The sequence below is a fragment of the Scytonema millei VB511283 genome, from assembly GCF_000817735.3.
GTDB classification, from domain to species: domain Bacteria; phylum Cyanobacteriota; class Cyanobacteriia; order Cyanobacteriales; family Chroococcidiopsidaceae; genus Chroococcidiopsis; species Chroococcidiopsis millei_B.
This window is the reverse complement of the sequence record NZ_JTJC03000002.1, coordinates 814,463-835,933: the sequence shown is the minus strand read 5'-3', so window position 1 is coordinate 835,933 and position 21,471 is coordinate 814,463. Positions and strand designations below refer to the sequence as shown.

Sequence of the window (21,471 nt, the reverse complement as noted above, 5' to 3'; positions counted from 1 at the left end):
TCATGTTAAATATCCAGAAGCTTAACAAATCTTATGGAAAAAGGCGAGTATTGCAAGACCTAACATTGCATATCTTACCAGGAGAAATTTACGGTTTATTAGGGGCAAATGGAGCAGGAAAAACAACTGCAATAAATATTATTTGTAATCTACTACAAGCAGATAGCGGAGAAATTGCGATCGCCGAGCGACCTGTTTCTGATGCTACAAAAAAAATTATTGGTGTTGTCCCTCAAGAAAATTTACTTTACAAAACCTTAACTTGCGCGGAAAATCTTAATTTTTTTGCTCAACTTTACGGTATTTCAGTTAAACAAAGAAAGCAACAAATTCAGTCTTGTTTAGCTGCTGTCAACTTATTAGATTGGGCAAAAACTCCTGTTGAAAAACTGAGTGGAGGCATGAAACGGCGATTGAATATTGCGATCGCTTTAGTTCATCAACCCAAATTAGTGATTTTAGACGAACCAACTACAGGTTTAGATGTAGAGGCGCGTTACGAGATTTGGGAATTAATTCTACAACTCCAACGTCAAGGGACTACTATTTTACTCACCACTCATTTATTAGACGAAGCCGAACGTCTTTGTCACAGAATTGGAATTTTGAAAAATGGTCAAATAATCGCTGAAGGTAGTTTAGCTCAACTACGTCAACACATATCTGCTGAAGAAATTATTATCGTACAGACATCTGAAGAGGAAAAAGCGATCGCTCGGGCAATAAAATTAGGTTTTAACTACCGTTACTATGGTAGAGATCTTGCTTTCTGGCTGCCAGAATCTTTAGATCTAAAAGAAATTATCTCCCTCTTTGAAGGTATTCCTCTTAATGCTATTTCCCGTCAACCCGTGCGATTAGAATATATTTACTTAGAAGTCACTAAATCAGTTAACAGTTAACTGTTAACTGTTATTAATCAATCTCGACTCCCGACTCCCGTATTTTTCCCCATAATATAAGTAGCATGTATGGCGCGATCGTCTCCCATAATGACTAAGGTAAAGATTCTTTCTGCTAATTCTGCTAAAGATGTTGGGATTGTGTCAGAATTACGAAATGCCATTAATGGTGTAGCACGCGGATCTAAGACAATAAAATCTGCTTCTTTGCCAGGGGCAAAATTACCAATTTTATCTTCTAAGTTGAGTGCTTTTGCTCCTCCTAAAGTTGCTAAAAATAGTGCTTGAAAAGGTGAGAGTTTTTGCTGTCTTAGTTGAGCAATTTTGTAGGCTTCATTTGCGGTTTGTAGGAGAGATAAACTCGTTCCACCACCTACATCTGTACCCAAACCAACTTTCACAGGACAATCTTTTGATTTAGCTGTTTCAATTCTAAATAGTCCGCTACCTAAGAATAAATTTGATGTCGGACAAAATGCGATCGCGGCATTTGCTTGGGATAATCTGTGAAACTCTGCATCAGTTAAGTGAACTCCGTGGGCAAACACAGAACGATCGCCTACTAATCCGGCGCGATCGTACACGTCTAAATAACCCTGACTTTCGGGAAATAATTGTTTGACAAATGCAACTTCATCTACATTTTCTGATATATGAGTATGTAAATAAACATCGGGAAATTCTTTTAAAAGTCTTCCGGCTATTTGTAATTGCTCGTTGGTTGAAGTTATGGCAAAGCGAGGAGTCACAGCATACAGCAAGCGGTCTTTTTTATGCCATTTCTGAATCAGTGCTTTTGTTTCTTGATATGATGTTTCTGCGGTATCGGTCAGAAAATCTGGAGCGTTACGATCCATCATCACTTTACCAGCAACCATCCGTAGTTGACGGCGGTTAGCTTCTTCAAAAAAAGCATCTACCGATTCAGGATGAACGGTAGCAAATACTAATGCTGTTGTCGTACCATTTTTCAATAATTCATCGAGAAAGATAGCGGCTACTTTTTGGGCATAGATTTTATCTTTAAATTTCCCTTCAGTGGGAAATGTATATTTGTTCAACCATGTTAGTAATTGTTCCCCGTAGGCGGCGATTATTTCTAGTTGGGGAAAGTGAACGTGAGTGTCAATAAATCCTGGCATTATCAGCATCCCAGGATAAGCAGTTATTGAAATGTCTAGGTATTTATGTTGCAGACTGTCGTAGGTTCCTATTTCTTTAATTTTGCCATCTTCCAAAACTAGTAATCCATCAGGAATATAGCGCGCGCTTTCTAATTCAGATACGTAGAATGGATCGGCAATAAAATCTAGAAACGAACTACGAAAAGCCTTGAGAGATGACATAAAGAAGTTCCGACGAATAACTTCAAAACAGGCGCACAAATGTGCGCCCCTACGATTAACTTCTCAAATTTAAACTAAACTTCTCGACTAAAGATTCTCTGACCTTTTGATGCACGGGTTCTACTTCTGCATCAGTCAAAGTGCGATCGCTTGCCCGATAAACTAATCGAAAAGCCAAACTTCTTTGTCCTGCGGGAACGCCTTGACCCCTATACTCATCAAATAATTCTACCGACTCTAGGAGCTGACCACCTGCATGAGCGATCGCCCGTTCTAATTCTGCTACCGAGACATCGACGGGAGCAAAAAAAGCAATATCTCTGTCGGCGGCTGGATAAGTAGAATAAGGTTTGAAGCGAGGAACGAGCATTTCCTCTACATCCAAAGCATCAAATAGCAAATCTAAATCGAGTTGAAAAACATAAACCTCATCCGGTAAACCTCTTTCTTGCCGTAACTGAGGATGCAACTGTCCGAAGACACCTAAGCGATTTCCTTGCAACCATAAAGAAGCCGTTCGTCCTGGGTGCAAGCGCGTATCTTGTCGGCTGGGTTGATATTCAATCGACAATCCCAAACGCTGAAATACGCCTTCTAATATACCCTTTGCCTCATACCAACTCATAGGGCGATCGCGTCCGGCGTTGACCCATTTACCTTGTGTTGGATCGCCACCTAAAATTCCTCCAATCGCCTCCATTTCATCGATTCCAGCTTCATCTTGAGTGAAGATTCGTCCAATTTCAAAACCATTGAGCGCCCCATTTCCCTGTTCCAAATTATATTGGAAGGCATCGACTAAACCAGCCATCAAATCCGTTCGTAGGGCTGCATATTCGGCGAATAAAGGGTTAGCCAGCACCACTTGCCGATCTTCCCCTGGTTTCACTAAAGAATAGTGCATTAATTCTGTTAATCCTGCCGATCGCATGGCTTCTCGGATTTGCCGCGTTAGCTGTTGTTCGACCGAAAGAAAGCCAAATTCTGTTGCTTCTGGCAGCGTGGTGCAGAATTTATCGTAACCGTAAACGCGGGCAATTTCTTCAATTAAATCGATTTCCCGCTCTAGGTCGCGATAGCGATAGGGTGGTACGGTAACGATCCAGACTCGCTCTTTTTCTGCATCTGGCGTCACTTGGCAGCCCAATGCCGTCAAAATTTGTTGCATTTCGTCTGGCTGCAATTCTCCATCCGTATCGCCCAGATCGACTAAGCCTAAAATTTGATTGACGCGATCGAGGCGCAGTTGGATCGATCGCGATAGCGTACCCATGTCGGGTCTGCGATCGGCAATTTGCTGACTTACCGCTGTACCCCCAGCTATTTGTTGGATTAAACTAATGGCGCGACGACAGGCTAATTCTAATTCAGCATAATTCACACCGCGCTCGTACCTTGCCGAAGCTTCTGTGCGCAAACCCAAACTGCGCGCTGAACGCCGAATCGCCACAGAATCAAATAACGCTGCTTCTAATAATAAATTTTGGGTTGTGTCGCTGACTTCCGTTGCTTCTCCTCCCATGACTCCAGCTAAAGCCACGGGTTTGTCGTTGGCAGTAATCAGCAGAGTTTGGCTTGTCAGGTTGCGGCTTTGTCCGTCTAAAGTTTTTAAGCTTTCTCCCGATTCAGCAAAGCGAACGCCAATTGTGAGGGGTGAGGAGCGAGGAGTGAGGGGTGAGGGGTTGGATTCCTCTTTGGTGACTGCTAATAGGCGATCGCGATCGAATGCGTGTAGCGGTTGTCCCCACTCCAACATAATGTAGTTGGTTGCATCCACCACATTATTAATCGGTCGCATTCCTGCTGCTTGCAAGCGCTGTTGCAACCATTCTGGAGAAGGTGCAATTTTGATTCCCTCGATCGCAGTACCGATATAAGCCGGACAAGCTTGCGGTTGGAGAACGGCGATCGCTAATTCTGCCGTTGTTGGAATTGATAAAGCATCTGATTGTGGTAATCTCAGCGTTGCTCCAGTTAAAGCCGCCACCTCTCGCGCAATCCCTACCATGCATAACGCATCTGCACGATTTGCCGTTGCTGTCAAGTCTAAAACTGTCTCGTCTAAACCCAGCAGGGGGCGAACGTCATCACCTAACTGTAGGGGCGCACAGCCGTGCGCCCCTACTTCGTCAAATATATAGATTCCGGCTGATTCTTTCGATAGTCCTAGTTCTGCTAGGGAGCAAATCATGCCTTCGGAACGCACTCCCCGCAGATTGGCAGCACGAATTTTTACGTTAATTTTAGGTAAGCAAGTGCCGACGGTAGCAACTGCTACATAGATATCTGCACGTACATTCGGTGCGCCACACACAATATTTAAAGGCTCACCTTTGCCAATATCCACCTTCGTAACACTCAATTTATCGGCGTTAGGGTGGCGCTGACACTCCAGCACTTTGCCAATGACGACACCATCAGCCCAAGTACGACGGTCTTCGATCTCTTCCACCTCAAAGCCAGCCATAGTGAGCGTATGGGCTAACTCCTCTGGAGTCATCGTGATATCGACTATTTCCCGCAGCCAGTTCAAAGAGATACGCATGGAGTGTGTTTGCTTGTTTCAATCGCAGCTCATCTATCTTACAAAATTCTCGATCCAAAACCTACGTGCTTTTACCTGCTAGTCCAGTAGCTGGCTAATTGATGTTTAAACAAAACTTACAATTACCCGATATTGCTGCCGATAACTTTAGCAATTCTTCAACGATTCTCCGCAAGACTAACCTAGGAAAAGTCAATTTTTATTTGAATAATTGATTCAGAGTATAAAAACTCTGTTCGCTTCTATTGTTTGCCTCCATTGTGCAACGTCGAGTCTGTTATGAGCTACTGCTTAAATCCAACTTGCCAGTCTCCAGAAAACCCAAATTCTGTCGCACAGTGTCAGTCTTGTGGGTCGCCCCTGCAAAAACTGCGCGATCGCTATCGCGTGACGCAAGCACTAGCCCAAGGCGGCTTTGGTGCAACCTTCTTAGCTCAAGACGATAGTTTACCCGGACAACCCTGGTGCGTCATTAAACAACTACGTCCCTCAATCAACACACCTGATATTTTGTCAATGGCGCGGGAATTGTTCGCCAGAGAAGCACAGACCCTTGGCAAAATTGGCAATCATCCCCAAGTGCCAAGATTATTAGACTATTTTGAAACCGATCGAGAATTTTATCTAGTTCAAGAATTCGTCAACGGTTTAACCATCCAGCAAGAGATCAAACGTAAAGGTCCAATGAGCGAAGCTGGAATCAAGCAATTTTTAAGTGAAATCTTGGGCATTTTAAAATACATTCACTCGCAACAAGTCATCCATCGAGACATCAAGCCCAATAACTTGATCCGCCGTAGTGAAGATAGCAGACTCGTCCTGATTGATTTTGGTGCGGTCAAAAACCAAGTTAGCAAAACCTATAGCAGCCAAATCGAAAATACCACCCTGACTGCTTTTTCTGTGGGAACGAATGGCTTTGCACCACCAGAACAAATCGCAATGCGCCCAGTCTACGCCAGTGACATTTATGCTGTAGGCATCACCTGTATTTTCCTCTTAACTGGAAAATCTCCTAAAGATTTTGACTATCACCCTTCTACAGGTGAAATGCTCTGGGAGCAAGAAGTCAGAATTAGTCAGCACCTAACTATCGTCCTGCGGAAGATGGTTGAGGCTTCCGTCCGCCACCGCTATCAATCGGCTGATGAAGTCCTGAAAGCTTTGGAGATGGAACCATACTTCGACAGCATCTCGTCTGGGATGGCTACACAAATTCGCCCGCGCCCTACGAGTATCCCTGCTTCCCAACCATCTCAACCTTCGCAACCAGTTTACTCTGGCTTGAATTCCCATCAGCAGTACGTAGCAGCATTAGCCCAGAACATTCGGACGCGGCGCGAGTTGGGTGCTACGACTGGTGTAAATACTCAAATGACTCGCCAACAGCCAGTTACTGCTAGAGCAAATGCTGTAACAACCGTAAAAACCCCTAGCCCAACCAAGTTAAAATCAAAAGAAGCTGAGCGTTTAGATTCTGGTAGTTTACTGAATGCATACATCAATGGCAGAAGAGATTTTACCTCTCAAGACTTGAGCGCGATCGATTTACGGAAAAAAAATCTTGCGGGTATCAAATGTTACGCTTCCAAGCTCGATCGCGCAAATCTGCAAGAAGCAGTTTTGTGTAACGGTGATTTTGGGCAAGCTTGTCTCAGTCAAGCCAATCTAAGAAATGCCGTATTGACCAAAGCATACATGAGTTATACCGATTTGTCGGGAGCCGATTTACGCGGTGCAGATTTGAGCGGTGCTTATCTAAGCAATGCTAACCTCAGAGGTGCAAATTTGTGCGGTGCGAATCTAACTGGTGCGACTCTTTCTGACGATCAGCTGGCACTAGCTAAGACAGATTGGTTTACTAAAAAGCCTAATAGAAGGGGATAGTCTAAATTGCTGCTCGTTGAGTATTCATGACCGATTTAATAAAGTTTTCGCTTTAGAAAATATTGTATATCTCTCAAGCAACTTTGTAAAGATATATCTTTGCTTAGTTTTTGCCCCCAGCGATGACGATTCGCGATCGCGCCTGTGGTGTCGATTGCAAGCCAAAATCTATCTCAGGAAGAATAGAGAAAGACATTTATCTCTCATATGGTAGAAGATAGCAGCTAACTAAGGTATGCAATAGATACCTCTAAACATTCCATGCCACAAGTTACCCGCTCCCAGATTGCTTCCTACGGGGTTGCCATCCTTGTTGTAATGCTAGCTCTGGCGCTCATGCTGGGGTTAGACTCTTGGTTGGGAATGACAAAAACTCCGTTTTTGCTGTTTTATGGAGCAGTAGCGATCGCCGCTTGGTATGGAGGGTTAAAACCTGGGCTAGTAGCTACTGTCTTATCAGTTTTTTTCAGTAATTACTTCTTTCACTATCCGATTCGTACACTCACGGTCGATCCAGATGACTTGCTGCGGCTAGGATTGTTTGCTTTACAGGGGGTAATGGTGAGCTATCTATGCGAGGAGTTACGCATAGCAAAGCACAGAGCAGAGATCGACCGACAGCGGGAACAGAAAGCCAAAGCCCAAGCAGAGGTAATGCAACAAAGATTGGCTTTTTTGGATCGTGCCAACACCGTACTCACATCTTCTCTTGACTATGAAACAACGTTGCGATCGGTTGTAGAACTAACTATTCCCGAATTTGCCGATCTCTGCACTGTCGATATTCTCCCCGCAGACTTGGCGATTAATCCTCTGGTTGCCGTCCAAGCCAAAGATCCCGATCGAGCAGACTTGGTGCGTCAACTTACAGCTGCCTATCCTTTAGATTTAAACGACCAAACACACCCAATTACTAGAGTTTTTCAGACAGGGCGATCGGAATTAATCCCTGAAGTCACAGATGCAAATTATGTAGCTATGGCACGAAGTGTCGAACATTTACAATTTTTTCGGCAAGTAGGGATTAAATCTGCGATTTGCGTGCCGTTAATTGCAGGTAGAGAAGTGTTCGGCGTACTATCGCTGATGCTGACAACATCTCAGCGTCATTACTGTAACGAAGATTTAACCTTAGCTGAAGAACTGGGTCGGCGCGTCGGATTGGCAATGGAAAACTCTCGCTTGCATCGCCAATTAAAGCAAGCAATGCAACGACAAGAAGCAACCCTGGCATTAATCGATACTTGGTTGGCTAGTTCTCCTGTCGGTTTAACTTTTTTAGATACCAATCTCCGCTATATCCACGTCAACCAAGCTTTAGCAACCATGAATGGCATTCCCCTCAAAGACCACTTCAATCGCAGCGTGCGGGAAGTGCTACCAGAGTGGGGCGACATGCTAGAACCAGTTTTGCGGCAAGTGATGCAGACGGGAGAGCCACTGCTTAACCAAGAACTCAGCGGTGAAACAAATCCCCCAGGAGTATATCGTCACGCGCTTGTCAATTTCTATCCCGTTTGTCTGACGGACGGTCAGATCTTGGGTGTAGGTGCAACTGTAGTCGATATCACTCAACTCAAACAAATCCAGACATCGTTGAGTCAACGAGAGGCAGAATTAAGCCTAATTACCAACACCGTACCCGCGCTGATTGCCTATGTCGATCTCGAACAGCGCTATCGCTTTGTGAATCGTACCTACGAACAATGGTTCGGTCATCCCGCTACAGAAATTTGCGGCAGGCATATACGGCAAGTCTTAGGCGAAGCTGCTTACGATAAAATTCGCCCTTATGTAGAGCAAGCACTGGCAGGGCAAGCAGTCAGATACGAAAGTCAAGTTCCCTATCAAGATGGTGGAGTACGCTACATTGAGGCAGTTTATATTCCTCAGTTCGACAGCCGAGGACGGGTAGAGGGGTTTGTCTCTTTAGTCAGCGATATTACCGATCGCAAACATGCAGAACTAGAGCGCGATCGCCTGTTGCAGCAAGAGCAAGCGGCACGTCAACTCGCGGAGTTAAATATCCAGCGAATTTACCAATTACAAAATTTGACTGCAGCTTTAGCTCAAGCATTGACGACAGAGCAAGTCAGAGAAATTTTACTACATCAAGGACTAGCTGCCTTCAATGCCACAAGAGGCTGGATCGGCTTGCTGCACGAAGATGGTAAGACAGTAGAGATTGTCTGCTCGATTGGCTACCAGGAAGCAGAAATTGCCCCCTATCGGCGCGTTCCGCTCAGCGCTTCACTTCCCCTTACCGATACAATCCGCACGGGGGAAATGGTTATAGCGCGATCGCCTGCTGAATATCAACAGCTTTATCCGAGTCTGGCAGACACATATATTGCTTCTGGTTCTCAAGCAATTGCTTGTTTGCCGTTGACAATTGAAGGACGAACGATCGGCTCTTTAGGATTGAGTTTCAGTCAGCCCCGCGATTTCGATCTGGCGGAACGTGCCTTTATGATGACTCTAGCGCGGCAATGCGCCCAAGCTCTGGAGCGATCGCGATTGTACGCTGCTGAAAAAGTGGCACGAGAGGCAGCGGAATCGGCAAATCGGATTAAGGATGAATTTTTAGCCGTACTATCCCACGAATTGCGATCGCCCCTCAATCCGATCCTGGGTTGGGCAAAATTATTGCGATCGCGTCAATATAATGAAGCAGCAAGAAACCGCGCCTTAGAAACCATCGAGCGCAATGCTAAACTCCAAGCCCAACTCGTAGACGATCTGCTTGATGTCTCCCGCATTCTCCGAGGCAAACTGGCATTAAAATTCGTCCCAGTGAATCTTGCTAGCACAATTCAAGCCGCAATGGAAACGGTGCAACTAAGTGCCGAAGCGAAGCAGATTCATTTAGTTTTTGAGGGAGCAGGGAGCAGTGAGCAGGGAGCAGGGAAAGACAAGGGGGAATCGGGAGACTCCCGACTCCCGATTCCCCTAGTTCTAGGGGACTCAGGACGATTGCAACAGGTAGTCTGGAATTTGCTATCTAATGCGGTTAAATTTACTCCTGCTGGCGGACGAGTAGAGATTTCGCTTCAACTTGAGCAGGGAGCAGAGAGCAGGGAGCAGGGAGCAGGGAGTAATTCTAACCACCAGCCACCAGCCACCAGCCACTCATCCACAACCAATTACCAATTACCAATTACCAACTTTGTCCAAATCCAAGTTTCCGATACGGGAAAAGGCATCAGTCCTGATTTTCTGCCTTATGTATTCGACTACTTCCGCCAAGCCGATAGCAGTACAACTCGGACTTTTGGTGGATTGGGGTTAGGATTGGCGATTGTACGTCACTTAGTAGAGTTACACGGTGGTACGGTTGGGGTAGATAGTCTCGGTGAAGGACAAGGAGCTACGTTTACCGTGACATTGCCTTTATTAGAAGGGAGTCGGGAGTGGGAGAGTGGGAGTCGGGAGATGCACCACTCGCCATCCCAGACCCAGCAATTACCGTTGCAAGGCGTGCGCGTACTAGCAGTAGACGACGATCCAGATATGCGAGAGTATGTGACTTGCGTGTTAAAACAGCATGGAGCAGAAGCGACAGTCGTGAGTTCGGCAGAAGATGCACTAGTGTCTTTGTCTCAACAATTGCCAGATATCATTTTGAGCGATATTGGAATGCCGCTGATCGATGGTTATATGTTTCTAGAAAAAGTCAGAAGTCTGGTACAGTCCCGATCGCTGTCAATTCCTGCAATTGCCTTAACTGCTTATGCTGGAGAATACGACCAACAAAAGGCATTTGCCGCAGGATTTCAGTTGCATTTGCCTAAGCCTGTAGATCCTGATGAATTGGTGAAAGCGATCGCGGAGATTGTCTCGACAACTCGCTCGTGCGATCGCTCCTAACGCAACAAATAGTTCAACTTTAAGACAAAGTTCGATCGAAGGTGGGCATTGCCCACCCTAATATTTAACAAATGACTAATGACCAATGACAAACATCACCAAAAATATCGGATGCAATTCAGTTATTATCCATGTCGTTTTTGATGCCAGTTCCAAGCATGACTGATAATTTTATCTATCTCTGGATATTGGGGATTCCAACCCAGAATTTTTCTTGCTTTTTCACCACTACCGACGAGTGCGGGTGGATCTCCAGCGCGGCGATCGCTTTCTACAACTTTAATTTCTCTTCCTGTAACTTGCTTGGCAGTGTCAATGATTTCTCTAACTGAAAAACCATTACCGTTACCTAAATTAAAAATTGTTGAATCTCCACCTTGTAAAAGATATTCCACGCCCAGAATATGAGCGTTGGCTAAATCGGTAACGTGGATGTAATCGCGAATACAAGTTCCATCAGGAGTATCGTAATCAGTACCAAAAATTGAGACAGACTGGCGCTTACCTAAAGCTGTTTGCAATACCAAAGGAATTAAATGAGTTTCTGGATCGTGGTCTTCTCCTAGCAATCCGGTTGGATCTGCACCAGCAGCATTAAAGTAGCGAAAACAGACAGATTTGAAGCCATAGGCAACATCAAAGTCAGCTAAAATTCGCTCTACCATCAATTTAGTCGCACCGTAGGGATTAATTGGACTTTGGGGATGGTCTTCGGGAATCGGTACTGTTTTAGGTACGCCGTAAGTAGCGCAAGTAGAAGAGAAGACGAATTTATCGATCGATGCAGCCTGCATTGCCTCTAGTAAGGTGAGCGTGGCAACGACGTTATTACGATAATATTTATCTGGAGTCGTGACAGATTCGCCCACATATGCATATGCGGAAAAGTGCATGACAGCGGCGATGTCGTACTTAGCAAATAATTCGTCTAGTAAGGGGCGATCGTTAATATCACCAACAATCAAATCCACCTGTAAAACCTGTTCGACCAAATCGCGATGTCCGTACACAAGGTTATCGAGAACGACTACACCGTATGCAGCCCGTTTGAGTGCTAATACTGCATGGGAACCAATATATCCCGCTCCACCAGTAACTAAGATTGTAGGTTTTACAGACGACATTCTCTTCTCCCCTTTGCTGCAACAATCTTTTAATTTAACCGATTATTCAGTTCTCAGGGAGCAGGGAAGAGAGCTGAGGGGGCTGAGGGGGTTGAGGGAGCTGGGGGAGAAGAACTACTTCTGTCTCCTATCTCCTGCCTTAACCATTACCAGTTCCAGCGCTAAGTATCTGTTATGTGAGTTTGCCCAATTTAAATATCTCAAGTTCCATATGGTAGTACTTATTAGTGCGTCCAATTGGTATCATGTTCAATCTTTGCATCACGCGGATTGAAGTTGTATTTTCGGGTCTAGCAATTGAGTAGATTGTGGGTAATTTTAGAGTATTAAATCCATAATCGAGAATGGCTTTTGCCGCTTCAGTAGCGTATCCATTTCCCCAAGCAGATTTTTTCAAATGCCAGCCAATTTCATAATTTTGCGTCCATTGTTCTGCTTCATCTCGCAAGGGAATGAGAATAATCGTACCGAGAATTTCTGGCGTTGCTTTACTTACAACTGCCCAAAAGCCTCCACCATTAAGTTGAGTTGATAATATTACCCAGCGTTGAAGTAGTTTAATTGCATCTTCAATACTAGTAGTTTTAGTTTTAATAAATCGCGTCACTTCTGGATCGCTATAGATCTGAAAAGCCGATCTTGCATCCTCTTCAGGAATCCAACTACGAATGATGAGGCGATCGCTTTGGGCAATGGTAGTCATAGCCTTTGGTAGGATGAAATACACAATCCGTAGTAGGGGCGCACAGCTGTAGTGCGCCCCTACCAGTATATTTCGATCGAACCAAAATATTTCAGTTATCGCTTTGTATCATGAGGTGACATTAAATCCCTTGTTGCTTAGCAATCACGCGATCGCGCAAACATAAAAGCGGCTTATCCTTAATTCCGACACTATTTAATCCGTCCACAGTTTGAAACAAATAATCAGCACTAGAACCGAGTTCTCCCTTAGCAGTGGCAAGAGTATCAACAGTAGCGTCAAAAGAAATATTACCCGCGTAACCCGAACGATGTCGATTCACAACAAAAGCGATCGCCTCTACAACTTGCTTATCGTGATAGAATTTGACCCAAGTAGGGACGTAAGAACCAACAATCATTTCTCGCCGCCAGACAATCGTTAATTCCGACATAACATTAGCCGCAGCAATTCTGTAGGCAATGCCGCGACAACTACCACCGCGATCGAGTCCCAAAACCAAACCAGGATTATCCGGCGTACCGCGACCGAGAGGAGTCCAGAGGCAAAAACGGCGATGCAAACCGTAAATCGTCCCAGTGCGATATTCAGCAAAATGAAAAATTGGGTTCCAAATCAGAGAACCGTAGGCAAACAACCAAATATCGGAATTGGGTTTTTGTCGCGCTAAAGTTTGTTGAATCGAGGCTTGCAACTCCGCCTCACTCAGCAGGTGTTTTCCCAATTTAGATTGAGCGATCGCTTTTTGTAGCAGCCCTGATTCGAGATAGGCGCGGTTGAGAATCATAGCAACGGCGAGAAGAACTGCCTCAGACTTCAACCATCCTACAATAGACCTATTGCAGATAAAACTCAAGAAGATACATTTGCAATAAGTTTGAGCTGTCTACTGTATCATCTTGCTGCGATTTTGAAGCGTTTCTACGTAAGTAGCTAGATTCGAGTTAGCCAACAGAACCCTACACTATCTAAGTAGTAGAAAGCGGGTGAGGCAGTGAGAATAGGGCGTAACAACTGGCACATTTTCCCAAGACTATTCAGATGGCTGCGACATCTCCCCTCAAGTCTGCGTACTCTACTGCTTGTGGCGGTTTACGTTTTAGCTGGGCTAGGTCTAGAAGAATTAGCCGCTGTCTTTGACACGGCGGCAGCGATCAGCCCTTGGGAGCCATCAGCCGGACTTCACTTCGTGCTTTTGTTGGGGTTTGGTCTGCGCTATACCCCTGAGTTGCTGCTCATCCCGTTGCTACATATGTTAGTGGTGAGTCCACTAAACATTGCTCCGTTATACGTGTTGCTCTGTGCTATCTGGATAATGCTAGGCTACAGTCTAGCCAGTGCTTTGTTGCTGCACAAGTTACATATCGATCCATACCTCCGCCGTTTTCGTGACGTTTTTAGATTTGCTATTGTCACTTTTATTACATCACTCGTAGTTTCTGGACTATATGTAACGACGTTAGCGGCAGCTAGCAGTCTTTCTTGGTCTCAATGGACGGTACAAGTCATCCGCGAATGGGCTGGAGAGGCTACTGGCATTGCAATGTTAGCGCCGCCGCTTTTGCTTTTGTTACGCATAGTATCTGAGGCTAAGTGGCAGGTTACTCAAGAAAGACCGACGCAGCAGATCGACGCAGGTTGGTTGAGGAGTCAAACGGTACTGGAGTGCAGCACAGATTTGATTGCTTTAATTGTCGCTATCTGGCTCGGCTATGGATTTCCGCCAGGATTATCTTTAGAGTACAGCTATTTTGTGTTTTTGCCGTTGATTTGGATCGCTGTGCGGCACGGATTCGAGCGAGCAGTGCTAGCAGTTTTAGTCATCAATATTGGTGTCACGCTCCTGGTTTACATTCGCTCTGGAAATAATACATTAGCCTTACAGTTTTGCTTGATGACAGTTTCATACACGGGTTTGCTTGTGGGTGCTGCGGTTACAGAACGCCAGCGAGTAGAAGCGTCACTGCGAGAGAGTCAGCAACAATATCAAAATTTGTACGATTCTGCTCCCGATTCCTATGCCTCGATCGCAGTTAATGGAATTATTAGATCGATCAATCAGATCGGGGCTGATTTTCTAGGCTACCGCAAACAAGAGTTGATCGGCAGACCAATTTGGCTGACGATTTACCAACCAGATTGGCAGTTGGCTCAACAATGGTTAGATAGAGTTTTGAGGGAAAGGTTGGTCACTAGTGAAAATGAACTGCGAAAAATTCGTAAAGATGGGTCGGTTGTATGGGTTCGCGAACGCAGCCAACTGCTATTTGACGAAGATGGAATGCCTACGGAGTTGCACGTAATTTGTCGAGATATTACAGAGCGCAAGCACGCAGAGGAGCAACTGCTGCACAATGTGTTTCACGATGCCCTCACGGGTCTACCCAATCGATCTTTATTCATGAATCGCCTAGAGCGTGCGGTGGAACATAGTAAACGAGATGAAGATTATCTTTTTGCTGTCCTCTTTCTTGACTTAGATCGTTTTAAGGTCATCAATGATAGTCTTGGGCATACACTTGGGGACGAATTTCTCATTGCTATTGCTAGAAGACTAGAAGCTTGCATACGTCCTACAGATACGGCGGCGAGACTTGGGGGAGATGAATTCACAATCTTGCTTGAGGATATTGATGACATCGGCGACACGATCCAAGTCGCAGAACGGATACAAGCCCAACTGACATTGCCCTTCAATTTAGGCGGGCAAGAGGTATTTACTACAGCAAGTATTGGCATTGTCCTGAGAACGACAAGTAACAACCAGCCAGAAGACCTACTGCGCGACGCTGACATCGCTATGTACCGAGCCAAGAACTTAGGTAAAGCGCGATACGAGATCTTCAACCCAGAGATGCGCAATCGCGCCGTTGCACGGTTGCAGATGGAAACGGAGCTGCGACGAGCGATTGAGCGTCAGGAGTTTCGGATTCACTATCAGCCAATAATATCGCTGCAAACTGGTAGAATTGTAGGCTTTGAGGCGCTAATCCGCTGGCAGCATCCAAATCGAGGTCTTGTTTACCCAACCGAGTTCATGTCCATTGCCGAAGAAATCGGGCTAGGTCTTGCTCTAGATCGGTGGGTGCTGCGGGAAGCTTGTCGCCAGCTCCAACAGTGGCAAGAGCAATTCTTATCTAGCCCAGCCGACGAGGAAAGCGCCGCGAGTGATTCCTCAAGAGCAATCCAATCCTTAACCATTAACGTCAATCTTGGTAGTCCCCAGTTTGGGCAAGCTGAACTGCTACAGCACATTGATCGAGTCCTACAGGAGACTCATCTAGATGCGTCTAGTCTACAGCTAGAGATTACAGAAAATGCGATTATGCAGAATCATGAAGCGGCAAGTGTCATGCTCTCGCAACTCGGAGCTATGGGAATTCGGTTGCTTGTTGATGACTTTGGCACTGGCTATTCATCTTTAGGTCGTCTTCACCGCTTTGCGATCGATATGTTAAAAATCGATCGCTCTTTTGTTAGCAATATCGGGACTAGTGCGGTCAGTTTAGAAATTACTGAAACAATCGTGACGCTTGCCCAAAAGCTAGATGTAGACGTGACAGCAGAAGGAGTAGAAACAGCGGAGCAGTTAGCACAGTTGAGAGAATTGAACTGTGGATACGGACAGGGATATTTTTTCTCTATGCCACTAGAAGCGTCAGCAGCAGAGGCATTGATCGTGACAAATCCCCGGTGGTGAATTGAGGCGAAAGCAAATGAGGCGATCGCGCTTTATTCTCTTGTACAAAAACCGTTAGAGCAAGAGCAAGGAAACACAGACAAATAACGGCAAATTATTCTGTCTCCTGTCTCCTGTCTCCTGAAGCGAGCGGTTGGCGAATTCGTCGCCAATGAAGCCGCGTTCTCCGATCTACTTCACCGCTGCTTCTCGCGCTGCGGCTGCTTGGTCGGGATGAATGCCCAAGCGAGTCAGATTGATCCGACCTTTGCCATCGATCTCTCTGACTTTGACTATCACTTCATCACCAACTGTGACTTCGTCTTCGACTTTCCCTACACGATAGTCAGCCAGTTGAGAAATGTGGATCATGCCTTCTTTTCCGGGCAAAAATTCCACAAACGCGCCAATGGGAATAATTCGAGTCACGCGACCAGCGTAGACTTCTCCTTCTTGTAGCTTGCGGGTCATTCCCTGGATGATGTTACGAGCTTTTTTCGCTTTGCTCTCATCCACCGCAGAGATAGTCACCGTGCCATCGTCTTCAATATCGATTTTGGCTCCAGTTTCTTCGGTAATCCCTTTAATTGTTTTGCCACCAGGTCCGATAATCATGCCGATGAGATCTTGCTCGATCTTAATTGTCAGCAGACGCGGGGCAAAAGCTGACATTTCGCTACGCGGCTGGTCGATCGCCTGAAGCATTTTTTCCAAGATGTGCATCCGGGCAGGACGCGCTTGGTCAATGGCTTGTTTGATCGTTTCCAGGGGCAACCCAGAAATTTTCATGTCCATTTGCAGGGCAGTAATTCCCGTATCTGTCCCAGCCACTTTAAAGTCCATGTCGCCTAAAAAATCCTCAATCCCCTGAATATCAGTCAGGACGCGGACTTCAGAGCCTTCTTTAATTAGTCCCATCGCCGCTCCACTCACGGGTTTGAGAATCGGCACGCCTGCATCCATCAAGGAAAGAGTGGAACCGCAAACCGAACCCATCGACGTAGAACCGTTAGAAGAAAGGACTTCTGAGACTACGCGGATGACGTAGGGAAAATCAGCTTTGGATGGTAGAATGGGCAAAATGGCGCGTTCTGCTAGCGCTCCGTGACCGATTTCACGCCGACCTGGGGCGCGCAGAGGTTTTGTTTCCCCAACTGAGAAGGGTGGGAAGTTGTAGTGATGGATATAGCGTTTTTCTAGATCTTCTTGCAGATCGTCAGACAGGTTTTGAGCGTCGCCTGGTGTTCCCAGGGTACAAGCCGAGAGAACCTGCGTCAGACCGCGATTGAATAAACCGCTACCGTGAACCCGCTTGGGTAAAACATCAACTCTACAGGAAACGGGGCGTACTTCGTCTAGTTTGCGCCCGTCAACCCGCACGCCATCTTCAACAATTTGCCGTCGCATCAATTGCTTGGTCAAATCTTTGAAAGTGTTACCCAGTGCTTTGCTTTCGGTAGTCGTAATCACCTTTACCGGATCTTCTTCTGGCAGTTCGGCGATCGCCTCGGCAACAGCGGCTTTGACTTCATCGAGGGCAGCATCGCGGCTGTTTTTGTCCAGGTCAAATTGCGAGAGAATTTGTTTGATTTGAGTTTGGGCGCGATCGCGGATGAAGTCTGTTAAAGTAGAATCTACTTCTGGCGGCGTGACTTGTGGCGGTTCGACCCCTAACTCTTTGAGAAAGTCTTGTTGAGCAGCGATCAAGTCTCGCACGGCTTCGTAGCCGAAATCGATCGCCTCAACCATATCCTGTTCTGATAGCTGGTTAGCTCCAGCTTCCACCATAATTACGCCGTCTGGAGTACCCGCCACGACCAAATCTAAATCGCCTGCCTTAATTTCAGCATAGGTAGGATTAATAATAAAATCATCCCCTACCAAGCCGACGCGCACGGCTGCCATTGGTCCATTAAAAGGAATTTGCGCTAACATAACTGCCATCGATGCACCCGTCACCGCTAGCACGTCCGGCGGGACTAACTCATCCATTGCCAGAGTTGTTGCCACAACTTGCAGATCGTCCCGCAGCCAACCAGGAAACAGCGGACGCAAGGGGCGATCGATCAAGCGGCTAGTCAGGATTGCCTTTTCTGGCGGACGACCTTCACGCCGCAAGAAACCACCTGGAATTCGACCGACAGCGTAGAGTCTTTCTTCGTAATCTACCGTTAGGGGAAGAAAATCAATGCCTTCTCTGGCTGTACTTCGGGTTGCAGTAACTAAAACTGCTGTATCGCCTGATTGAATTAACACTGCTCCCCCAGCTTGAGGGGCTAACATACCTACTCTAAGTCGAATATCCCTTCCATCGAAGGATATTGACCTATCCATCTCTACCATTTAGTTTTTTGTCCTTTTTAATCGCTATTCTGATTCTGTCGCAATCCTAGCACCGATATACCTCTAGTGGGTTGTCATGGAAGAAGGGAGCAGGGAGCCGGGAGTCGGGAGTCGGGAGTCGGGAGTCGGGACAGAAAAATTTAAAGCATTACTCTATACAACATCAGTTGTCAGTTATCAGTTATCAGTGACTAGTGACTAGTGACTAGTGACTAGAGAAGAAACTAACCACTAGCCACTAGCCACTCATACATGCAATAAGTGAAAACATCTTTTAGAAACATTATCTTAGGGGCGATCGCTTTTGCTACGACTATCCTGGTCGCCATTACTGGCTATGTAGTGGCTGGATGGAATTTGTTAGATGCAATTTACATGACTACAATTACCGTTTTTGGTGTGGGTTATGGCGAAGTTAAACCGATTACATCACCTACACTGCGAGTCTTTACCATTCTGGTGATTGTAGCTGGCTATACTTCGGTGGTTTATATCGTGGGAGGGTTCGTGCAAATGGTGACTGAGGGAGAAATTAATAAAGCTTTGAGTGCTAGGCGGCTCGAACGCGAAATTGAATCCCTGCAACAACACGTGATTATTTGCGGTTACGGTCGGATTGGGCAGATACTTGCACGACGATTGGATAAAATGCAGCAGCCGTTTGTCGTAGTTGACAATAGTAGCGATCGCGTTGCTATGGCTGAATCTAAAGGCTATTTGACAAAACTGGGTAGTGCTGCTGACGAAACGATCTTGCAAGCTGTTGGCATCGAACGCGCTAAGGCTCTAGCTACTGTACTGCCTGACGATGCAGTTAATGTTTTTATTACTCTGACTGCCCGCGAAATGAATGCCAATTTGATAATTTTGGCACGGGGTGAATATCCCTCTACGGAAAAGAAACTCAAATTAGCTGGTGCGGATCGCGTGATTATGCCTGCTTCTATTGGTGCAGAACGGATGGCACAGATGATTACTCATCCTGCGGCGATGGATTTTCTCAACCAAGACGACGGACGGCATACTTTAAATGAATTACTCGCTCAAATTGATGTTTATATGGATGAGTTAACGATCTCGTCCGATTCTCCATTTGCGGGTAAAGTCGTGAGCGACATGGAAGTACGGGGGAAAGGCGGTTTTCTCGTTGTAGCACTGCGTAAACCAGATGGTACGATGATTATTCACCCCCAGCATGAAATGTTGTTAGAAGCAGGTGACACGGTGATCCTCATGGGACATCGTGGCGACATCCCTCAATTCGCGCAAAAATACGTTCTGCGACGGGATATCAGATATAGAGGCGCAAAAGCGCGATCGGATCGGTTATGAGTTGTTGGTAGTTGGTAGTTGGTAGTTGGTAGTTGGTAGTTGGTAGTTGGTAGTTGGTAGTTGGTAGTTGGTAGTTGGTAGTTGGTCACTGGTCACTAGCCACTAGCCACTAGCCACCAGTCACTGTCAAATGCGATCGCTTGTCGCTTTTTATTGCTTTAGCAAAAATACATCTTTCATTTAGTTCTACTTAATTAAAATAGTATAAAAGTTAATTTGTTTCCCTGGCTGGGGTTAGGAGTGGGTGGGTGTCGAAGGCTGCTAAGTTTTTGCTGATTGGTTCAACTGAGACTTACAGTGGTAAGTCTGCCACTGTATTAGGTCTATCTCATCGATTGCAACAAATGGGGCTGGATCTTGCCTATGGTAAACCTTTGGGTAGCTGTTTTGGTGAAGATACCACAGCCGCGATCGCTGATGCTGATGTTGAGTTTGTCACCCAACTGCTGAAACTCCCACCACAGCGAGTCTTTCCCACAATCTTGTCCTTGGACGAAAATGCCATTGGCAAACGCTTGCGAGGCGAAGACAACACCGACTACCGCGAACGCCTGAAGCAATATCTGCAACTTCCGGCAGGCGATTTAACAGTCTTGGAAGGACCGGGAACCCTAGAAGAGGGCAGTTTGTTCGATCTGCGAATGTTACAAGTAGCTGAAATTATCAATGCCTCAATTCTCCTGGTATCTCGCTATAAATCGGCGTTTTCTGTCGAACCTTTAATTTCGGCGCGACGGCGCTTGGGCGATCGCTTAATCGGCGTGCTACTAAATGATATTCCTCTCGAACAGATGGAAACTGTAGCGGCAGAAGTCAGTCCTTATCTAGAAAAACGTAGTATTCCAGTTTTAGGAATGCTGCCTAGTAACCGCTTACTCAGAAGTGTCAGCGTTAGGGAATTAGTCAATCAGTTAAAAGCAGATGTCCTTTGCCGTGCCGATCGCCTCGATCTGATGGTGGAAAGTTTGGCAATTGGAGCTATGAATGTCAACTCAGCCTTGAGATATTTCGGACAGCGGCGAAATATGGCTGTCGTCACGGGAGGCGATCGCGTTGAAATTCAATTGGCGGCTTTGGAAAGTTCCACTCAATGTCTCATTCTAACTGGTAAGCTTCCCGCACCAACTTTTATCCTTAGTAAAGCAGAAGAACTCGAAATTCCCATCCTCTCAGTCGATCTCGATACGCTAACTACGGTAGAGATCGTCGATCGCACCTTCGGACAAGTGCGCCTGCACGAACCTTTTAAAGTTGAATGCATTCGTCAGTTAATGGCAGAACATTTTGACTTCAATCGCTTATTATCCCAACTCGATCTCAGCCCTGCTGTCGCTTTGCCTTAGATCTATTAGATCTAAATTAGCTATAAATAGTTGCCATTCCCTGCGGTTCGTGCGAGTATTTACCACTTGCTGTAGGTTTATATGTCTCGTTATATAAACATAAACTCTCAGGATGTTTGGCAACAAATTGCATCATCTGGCGATGAATTTCCCCCCTAAAAAATGCTTGCAAGCTTTGCGGCGATCGCCAGTAACTTACCATGACGATTTCATTAGCAGCGCAAATCCCTGCTTTAACTTGCACGCAGCCTTCAGCTACTGCCGTCGCGTTCTTAATCCACAAGAGATTTTTCCACATCCAAATCAAGCCTGCGCGATCGCGTGCCAAGAAACCGTTCACAAAAGCGATCGCTTCCGGGTTTTCTGGTAACTCAACTTGATAGATTGAATAACTCATACG

At 45.9% G+C, this 21,471-nt stretch carries 14 protein-coding genes; 7 read left to right on the top strand and 7 right to left on the bottom strand.

The window, feature by feature from the left end; genetic code table 11:
* Positions 1-2: 2 nt before the first annotated feature.
* Positions 3-902 carry an ABC transporter ATP-binding protein gene (locus QH73_RS11505; RefSeq protein ID WP_039716321.1) on the top strand — a complete coding sequence of 300 codons (900 nt, stop codon included), beginning with the start codon at positions 3-5 and terminating at the stop codon, positions 900-902.
* 17 nt (positions 903-919) lie between these two features.
* Here QH73_RS11505 and guaD read toward each other — a convergent pair whose 3' ends face one another.
* Entirely contained in the window at positions 920-2,248 is a 1,329-nt protein-coding gene (guaD, locus tag QH73_RS11500) for a guanine deaminase (RefSeq protein ID WP_039716322.1), read from the bottom strand.
* A 55-nt stretch (positions 2,249-2,303) separates the two neighbouring features.
* A complete protein-coding gene (gene pheT / locus QH73_RS11495) occupies positions 2,304-4,793 on the bottom strand; it encodes a phenylalanine--tRNA ligase subunit beta (RefSeq protein ID WP_039716323.1) in 2,490 nt (829 codons plus the stop codon).
* A gap of 279 nt (positions 4,794-5,072) precedes the next feature.
* Here pheT and QH73_RS11490 point away from each other — a divergent pair, with 279 nt between their 5' ends.
* Positions 5,073-6,680 (top strand): serine/threonine-protein kinase, encoded by a 1,608-nt coding sequence (locus QH73_RS11490; protein WP_039716324.1) that lies wholly within the window; start codon positions 5,073-5,075, stop codon positions 6,678-6,680.
* A gap of 261 nt (positions 6,681-6,941) precedes the next feature.
* Positions 6,942-10,547, top strand: coding sequence for a PAS domain-containing protein (locus QH73_RS27760; RefSeq protein WP_052290141.1), 3,606 nt, complete (start codon positions 6,942-6,944; stop codon positions 10,545-10,547).
* Positions 10,548-10,672: 125 nt separating this feature from the next.
* On the opposite strand, the gene galE is transcribed toward QH73_RS27760, so the two are convergent.
* The 3 genes from galE to QH73_RS11460 form a co-directional block, all read right to left on the bottom strand.
* Positions 10,673-11,671, bottom strand: a complete 999-nt coding sequence (galE, locus tag QH73_RS11470; protein WP_039716325.1) for a UDP-glucose 4-epimerase GalE — start codon at positions 11,669-11,671, stop codon at positions 10,673-10,675.
* Between the two features lie 172 nt (positions 11,672-11,843).
* Positions 11,844-12,374, bottom strand: coding sequence for a GNAT family N-acetyltransferase (locus QH73_RS11465; protein WP_039716326.1), 531 nt, complete (start codon positions 12,372-12,374; stop codon positions 11,844-11,846).
* A 121-nt stretch (positions 12,375-12,495) separates the two neighbouring features.
* Positions 12,496-13,194, bottom strand: a complete 699-nt coding sequence (locus QH73_RS11460) for a gamma-glutamylcyclotransferase (RefSeq protein WP_236146965.1) — start codon at positions 13,192-13,194, stop codon at positions 12,496-12,498.
* Positions 13,195-13,458: 264 nt separating this feature from the next.
* On the opposite strand from QH73_RS11460, the gene QH73_RS11455 reads away from it, so the two are divergent.
* The gene (locus tag QH73_RS11455; RefSeq protein ID WP_201278077.1) at positions 13,459-16,074 is read left to right on the top strand and encodes an EAL domain-containing protein; all 2,616 of its coding nucleotides are present in this window, start codon (positions 13,459-13,461) and stop codon (positions 16,072-16,074) included.
* Between the two features lie 171 nt (positions 16,075-16,245).
* Here the strand turns inward: QH73_RS11455 and QH73_RS11450 are convergent, their stop codons facing one another.
* Positions 16,246-18,396: a polyribonucleotide nucleotidyltransferase gene (locus tag QH73_RS11450; RefSeq protein WP_039716328.1), complete on the bottom strand. Its 2,151-nt coding sequence runs from the start codon at positions 18,394-18,396 to the stop codon at positions 16,246-16,248.
* 76 nt (positions 18,397-18,472) lie between these two features.
* On the opposite strand from QH73_RS11450, the gene QH73_RS28755 reads away from it, so the two are divergent.
* The 3 genes from QH73_RS28755 (at position 18,473) to QH73_RS11435 (ending at position 21,071) form a co-directional block, all read left to right on the top strand.
* Entirely contained in the window at positions 18,473-18,598 is a 126-nt protein-coding gene (locus tag QH73_RS28755; protein WP_286194086.1) for a hypothetical protein, read from the top strand.
* Positions 18,599-18,657: 59 nt separating this feature from the next.
* Complete coding sequence (locus QH73_RS11445; RefSeq protein WP_039716329.1) at positions 18,658-19,728, top strand: potassium channel family protein; 1,071 nt, start codon at positions 18,658-18,660, stop codon at positions 19,726-19,728.
* Positions 19,729-19,976: 248 nt separating this feature from the next.
* Positions 19,977-21,071: a phosphotransacetylase family protein gene (locus QH73_RS11435; RefSeq protein ID WP_039716330.1), complete on the top strand. Its 1,095-nt coding sequence runs from the start codon at positions 19,977-19,979 to the stop codon at positions 21,069-21,071.
* Between the two features lie 16 nt (positions 21,072-21,087).
* Here the strand turns inward: QH73_RS11435 and QH73_RS11430 are convergent, their stop codons facing one another.
* On the bottom strand, positions 21,088-21,468 hold the full coding sequence (locus QH73_RS11430) for a monooxygenase family protein (protein ID WP_039716331.1): 381 nt from the start codon (positions 21,466-21,468) through the stop codon (positions 21,088-21,090).
* Positions 21,469-21,471: the final 3 nt, after the last annotated feature.

Bases quoted from the DNA above. Each gene is read 5' to 3' on its own strand.
- QH73_RS11505 (WP_039716321.1), top strand. From the start codon at position 3: ATGTTAAATATCCAGAAGCTTAACAAATCTTATGGAAAAAGGCGAGTA.
- guaD (WP_039716322.1), bottom strand. From the start codon at position 2,248: ATGTCATCTCTCAAGGCTTTTCGTAGTTCGTTTCTAGATTTTATTGCC.
- pheT (WP_039716323.1), bottom strand. From the start codon at position 4,793: ATGCGTATCTCTTTGAACTGGCTGCGGGAAATAGTCGATATCACGATG.
- QH73_RS11490 (WP_039716324.1), top strand. From the start codon at position 5,073: ATGAGCTACTGCTTAAATCCAACTTGCCAGTCTCCAGAAAACCCAAAT.
- QH73_RS27760 (WP_052290141.1), top strand. From the start codon at position 6,942: ATGCCACAAGTTACCCGCTCCCAGATTGCTTCCTACGGGGTTGCCATC.
- galE (WP_039716325.1), bottom strand. From the start codon at position 11,671: ATGTCGTCTGTAAAACCTACAATCTTAGTTACTGGTGGAGCGGGATAT.
- QH73_RS11465 (WP_039716326.1), bottom strand. From the start codon at position 12,374: ATGACTACCATTGCCCAAAGCGATCGCCTCATCATTCGTAGTTGGATT.
- QH73_RS11450 (WP_039716328.1), bottom strand. From the start codon at position 18,396: ATGGTAGAGATGGATAGGTCAATATCCTTCGATGGAAGGGATATTCGA.
- QH73_RS28755 (WP_286194086.1), top strand. From the start codon at position 18,473: ATGGAAGAAGGGAGCAGGGAGCCGGGAGTCGGGAGTCGGGAGTCGGGA.
- QH73_RS11430 (WP_039716331.1), bottom strand. From the start codon at position 21,468: ATGAGTTATTCAATCTATCAAGTTGAGTTACCAGAAAACCCGGAAGCG.